At 69.7% G+C, this 5,145-nt stretch carries 6 protein-coding genes; 1 reads left to right on the top strand and 5 read right to left on the bottom strand.

What is annotated here, in order from left to right:
- Nucleotides 1–131: 131 nt before the first annotated feature.
- The 5 genes from H7965_RS28545 to H7965_RS28525 all read right to left on the bottom strand — a co-directional run bounded on the left by H7965_RS28545 (nt 132) and on the right by H7965_RS28525 (nt 4,243).
- Complete coding sequence (locus H7965_RS28545; RefSeq protein ID WP_186773904.1) at nt 132–284, bottom strand: hypothetical protein; 153 nt, start codon at nt 282–284, stop codon at nt 132–134.
- A 247-nt stretch (nt 285–531) separates the two neighbouring features.
- Nucleotides 532–825 carry a hypothetical protein gene (locus tag H7965_RS28540; RefSeq protein ID WP_229682850.1) on the bottom strand — a complete coding sequence of 98 codons (294 nt, stop codon included), beginning with the start codon at nt 823–825 and terminating at the stop codon, nt 532–534.
- A 556-nt stretch (nt 826–1,381) separates the two neighbouring features.
- On the bottom strand, nt 1,382–2,002 hold the full coding sequence (locus tag H7965_RS28535) for a Crp/Fnr family transcriptional regulator (protein WP_229682851.1): 621 nt from the start codon (nt 2,000–2,002) through the stop codon (nt 1,382–1,384).
- A 268-nt stretch (nt 2,003–2,270) separates the two neighbouring features.
- Nucleotides 2,271–3,680 (bottom strand): sensor histidine kinase, encoded by a 1,410-nt coding sequence (locus H7965_RS28530; protein WP_229682852.1) that lies wholly within the window; start codon nt 3,678–3,680, stop codon nt 2,271–2,273.
- Between the two features lie 29 nt (nt 3,681–3,709).
- Nucleotides 3,710–4,243, bottom strand: a complete 534-nt coding sequence (locus tag H7965_RS28525; protein ID WP_186773903.1) for a hypothetical protein — start codon at nt 4,241–4,243, stop codon at nt 3,710–3,712.
- A gap of 533 nt (nt 4,244–4,776) precedes the next feature.
- Between H7965_RS28525 and H7965_RS28520 the strand changes: the two genes are divergently transcribed.
- Nucleotides 4,777–5,145, top strand: a 369-nt coding sequence (locus H7965_RS28520) for a Crp/Fnr family transcriptional regulator (protein WP_186773902.1), incomplete at its 3' end; no start/stop codon positions are given.

Genomic DNA, 5,145 nt, shown 5'->3' with positions numbered 1-5,145 from the left:
GCTGCGTTGGCCGGTCTCGCCGACCTCGCGCAGCTCCTGCTTGACCCGGGCGGCGTCATCCAGCGACAGCCGGACCGAGACGCGGCGCGTGCTATCCGCCATGCGTCACGCCTCCTGCGTCGGTGGGATGGTCAGGGTCCGGGGGACTCAGTGCGCCGCGCGGCGCTGCCAGCGGCGAGGCCCATGCGCATGGCGAGCAGGAGCTCCGCTGCGTCCCAGCCGGAGGCGCCCATTTCGCGCGCGGTGGCGAGCGCGGCCGGCATGTCGAGGTCGAGGCCCGCCATGGTCGCCGTGGCGCAGGTGGTGCCGGCGGCCCAGACAGCGGCGCCCTCGACGCTGGCCGGCGCGTGCGCGGCGTAGGGGCAGGCGAGGCCGCAGTCGCGATCGAGGGCCGCGCAGCCGCGGCAGTAGTCAGGGCCCTGGCCGAAATGCCATTCGGCCCGGGCCCTCAGCCGTTTCCCTCCAGCGCCACCGCGGCGACCGGGCCGGTGGCGCGGTCCCAGAAGGCGGCGGCCATCTCGTCCATGTCCATCAGGCGCTCGACGGCCTCGGGGAGAGCGGCAGCGGCTTGCCGGCCGCGTCGCCGACGCCCTCCCAGGCGGTGACGGCGTGGCGGGCCAGCGCCTTGACCAGGAAGGCGAAGGCCAAGCCGCGGGCCATGTCGGGGTCAAGGTCGGCCTGGGAGGCCCGCAGCGCGCCGAGGCGACGGGCGGAGCCGGCCTGGGCGGCGGCCATCACGGCGGTGGTGACGGGGCGGATTTCCACGCGGACGCCGCGGGGAAGGTCGAGCCAGTACGGCTCGACGGGGAGGTCGAGGGTGAGCATCGGATTCTCCATTTCGACGATTTTGGCGATGGTCCGCGCATCCGAAGAGGGAGGGGCGAGCGCGCAAGGGCTCAGGCCGACCATTTGCGCGGAGCAGTTCAGCGCTGCGTGGAAATCAGGAGTGCAGCACGAAGGTTAGGAACGTGGCTTCTTCTGATCCGGAGCGGTCGGTTGTGGCCGCAAACCGACAGACCGGGTTTGGCCGGAAGCGGTCGGGCGGCTTTCAAGGACTGACCGCGCGAAGGTGGACATACGCCGCCCGCGAAGCGTACAGCCAAGTCCGATCCGAAGCGGTCCTAGGCATGTTGACCAAGCGAAGTGAGGTAGTCTCGGACCTTCCGGCTAGTCTGCTGCAGTGGCGCGCCGTAGCTCGGGCCTCTCGTCGCCGATGCGGGTGACACGGTTCCAGAGCTTCTCGATCTGCCCGCAAGCACTCCTTTGCAGGTGCGGTCGCTCTGGTGCCCCGTTTGGTGTTTCCGGATCTCGGGATGCGCGCCACTGCAAACGCTTCCGCTCGCTCGTGTGGCACCGTCGGTGGCGGAAGACCCAGCGCGCCCTATGGTGGCCCAACTAGGCGGTCATAAGCGCGCCGAACCACACCATAGCATTCGCAAGAAGCGTGCTCGAGGCCAGGTCGGTCGGCGATCAGCATCCGGCCCCGCTCGTAGCGGATCAGGCCCGCCTTCTGCAAGGTCCCTGCAGCCACGCTGATCCCGGCGCGGCGCACACCAAGCATCATGGCCAGGAACTCGTGGGTCATCTGGAAGGCGTCGCCCTCGGCCCGGTCATGCGCCATCAGCATCCAGCGCGCGAGGCGCTGTTCGAGCAAGTGGCGGCCGTTGCACGCCGCCGTCTGCGTCACCTGCTCGAGGAAGGCCTGCGCGTAGCGCAGCAGCGTCGTCCGCAGCACCAGGCTCCGGTCCATCTCCTCGCGAAAGGCCGAGGTGGAAAGGCGCAGGGCGATACCGCTTCCCTGGCACATAGCCTCCGTCGGCGACCGGTCCGAGCCAAGGAGCAGCGGGATGCCGACCATCCCCTCGCGCCCGACAAGCCCAACTTCTGCTGCATCGCCTCCGTCAAGCGCCGCGATCATGGAGATCATGCAGGTCTCGGGGAAGTAGACCGCGTCGATCTCCTGATCCGCCCCGAGCAGGACCCGGCGGAGCGGCAGCTCCACCGGCTCGAAGCGGGCTAGCAGGCGGGCAAGGTCGTCAGGCGGAAGCGACGCAAGCAGACGGTTTCGCGGGGCTGGCCCCAACTGGTCTGGTCCAGGCAATGCGTGCTCCTGCACGGGTTTCCGGCGGGAGCGCACGCACCCTCGGCCATTCGTCGCGACTCGCGCGGCGGAAGGTCCGCTACCTATGACGGCGGCACAGGAAACGTGTCGGTCCGGTTCCGTACGGCCGGGCCAGGGGATAATTCAGCCCGCGCGGTGCACGGCGAGATCAGCCGAGCGGCGGCGGAGCCGCAGCCGGGAGAGCCATGCTGATACGGCACTCCACGCCGGAGGGCGCGAAGTCGAGCTGCACCTCGCCGCCGAACTCCCGCGCCAGCCCCTGCTCCAGCAGGCGCGACCCAAAGCCGCGCCGCTCCGGCATTCGCACGGGCGGCCCGCCGAACTCGCGCCAACAGAGGACCAACCGCTCCCCACGCTTCTCAAGCGTCCATGTCACCTCTACCCCGCCTTCGGGCACCGACAAGGATCCATGCTTCGCGGCGTTGGTCGCGAGCTCATGCAGGGCGAGGTTGACCGTGACCGCGGCGTTCGCCGGGACGATCACCGGCGGCCCCTGAATAATGAGCTGCCGGGCACGACCGCCTTCGGCATAGGGCTCCAGCGTGTACGCCACCAGATCGCGCAGCGGGGCGCCTTCCCAGCCGCGGCGGGCGAGGATGTCGTGCGACCGGGCGAGCGCCATCAGCCGCGCACCGAAGGCTTCCCGAAAATCCGGTGGCGCCGAGGTCGAGCGTTCCGTCTGCTGCGCCACGGACTGCACCACGGCCAACGTGTTCTTCACGCGATGGTCCAGCTCGCGCAGCAGAAGGTTGCGCCGCTCCTCCTCGCGCCGTGCCTCGGTGCGGTCGCGCAGGATGTGCAGGAAGCCGCGCAGCCCGCCCGCGTCGTCGCGCAGCGCCATGGCGACACCGCTGGCCCAGAAGCGGCTGCCATCCTTCCGTAGGTGCCAGCGCTCGTTCTCCGCGCGTCCCTCCTCCGCCACGCGCCGCAACTCCGAGCCCGGCACGCCATCGGCCACGCGATCCTCGGCCGTGAACAGCACATCGGTCAGGCGGCCGAACATCTCGGCCTCGCTCCAGCCGAGTAGCCGCTGCGCGCCGAGGTTCCAGCTCGTGACCCGGCCGGCCAGGTCTAGCGTGTAAATGGCATAGTCCGTCGCGCTGTCGCGGATGAGATGCAAATGCTCCTGGCTCTCGCGCAGCGCCGCATTTGCCTGCACCAGCCCCGCCGTGCGCGCAGCGACCTCGCTCTCGAGCCGCGAATTCGCTAGTCTCAACGCGGCGTTGGCCTCGTTCAGGAGTTTCGCTTCAGCCTCAAGCGCCTCCAACGCGACCTGCAGCACCTCCTCGGCCGACGAGGGATACCCGTTGACCGGCCGGGCTGCCGGACCGCCGCCACGGCGCCCTGCCTCCCCCCTAGGGCGCAGCGCATTGCGCCGGCTCAAAGCCGACGGATCCGCCGGAATGTCCGTTTCCTCGGGTGCCTGCCCAGCTTCCTCGGGTGCCTGCCCAGCGGGCGGCTCGGCACTCGCCTTTGAGGCCATGAGCCTTGTTCCTGCTTCGTCGTGACCAGCTGGGTAGGGGAAAGCGAACGCGTGGACACGGAGCCGGTTCGGCACCCCTGGCCTGAACGACGCGTCGCAATGCGTCAGAGTCGGGTCGTCGTCCGCGCCACCGCCCCTCCGGTGCGCTCGTCAGAGTTCTGGCAGGTTTCGGGCCAGGAAATGCCTACCGTTAGCCCATCCAGCCTCCACGCGGTAGGCCCGGCGGCTACGGGTCCGCGCAGGCAGCGCTGCAGGACAGCAAGCATCTCGGCCGCGAGCCGCGCCTTCGCCCCGGCGGGGATGCGCGTGCGGTCCATCGCGGCCGCCTCCTGCAGGACTTTCAGGTCCTCCGCGCAAGGACGGACGCGGATGCCGTCGAGCGCCAGCAGGAGGTCGCGCGCTGCCGCCTGGGCCCCGATCAGGGCGACATTGGGCAGGTCGCGCTCAAGGCCGAGCACACCCATGCTGACGCAAGCCACGGCGCGGTGCCGATGATCGGGTGCAGGAGCGAAATCAAAATCCATGCAGGAGGCCACATCGCTGAACGGGTAGGCGAACCTGCCTAGCGCCGCCCCGGACAGGACGCTGTCCGGTTCCGCACCGCCGGCACGCGCGGACGACAGACCGAGGCCTAGCATGGCTTCACCTCCGCGCGACCGTCGCTGCATCCTTGTCGAGGAACCGCCGGCACGGATCCGAAAGGCGACCTGCATGGCCGCAAGACGCATCCGGAACTTGTCTGAGCCCGCTGCGCCGAAGGTGATAATCGCGTCGCCGTTGCGCTATCGAAGATGAGGCACGCGCGCTCCGATCCAGCCCGCAAGGCGCCGCGTCCACCCCGTGGCTTGGTGCCCGGCTCCGTCACCTCATCCGACCCGGCCCCACCGCGAAGAGATACACCGAATTACCGAGTGTACGAGAGCGTACGCTGTCCGGCCACGCCCACGATCTCGCTCTCGTACTCGGGCATGTGCGCCGGGCGAGCGCCGGGGCACTGCCGGGCGCATGTAGGCGCCCGGCAGCACGACTTTTCCTAGGAGCGTGCGGTTCCGCGCAGACATTCGGCGTTGAGCGCCCCATATGTGGCTCATCGCCTGCCGAGACTCTCCGGCGCAGGCGGCAGAGAGACGCGACCGTGCTCCCGCCGACACGTTCGTTGCGGGAGCCCAGTGTGGCCACTTTCGACCCAGATGCGGCGCCCACGCCGCGCAACCACCTGCTCGCGGCCCTGCCGCCCGAGGATCTCGCCCTGCTCTGGCCGCAGCTCAGCCCGGTAGAGCTCCCGTTTCGGCAGACCCTGCACATGCCAGAAGAGCCGATCAGGGCCGTCTACTTCCCGGAGACCGGCTACACCTCCCGCCTCTCTCCAATGGAGGATGGCGACTTCGCCGAGGTCGGCTTGGTCGGCCCGGAGGGTATGACCGGGCTGGCCCCTCTGCTCGGCGCCGATACCGACAGCTTCGAGATGCTCGTCCAGGTGCCCGGCACGGCGTTCCGGATGGATGCTGGCGCATTCCGCGAGGCGTTGGACCGCATCCCA

The sequence above is a fragment of the Siccirubricoccus deserti genome (genome assembly GCF_014283215.1).
Classification (GTDB): Bacteria; Pseudomonadota; Alphaproteobacteria; order Acetobacterales; family Acetobacteraceae; genus Siccirubricoccus; species Siccirubricoccus deserti.
This window is presented reverse-complemented; position numbering and strand designations above follow the sequence as displayed.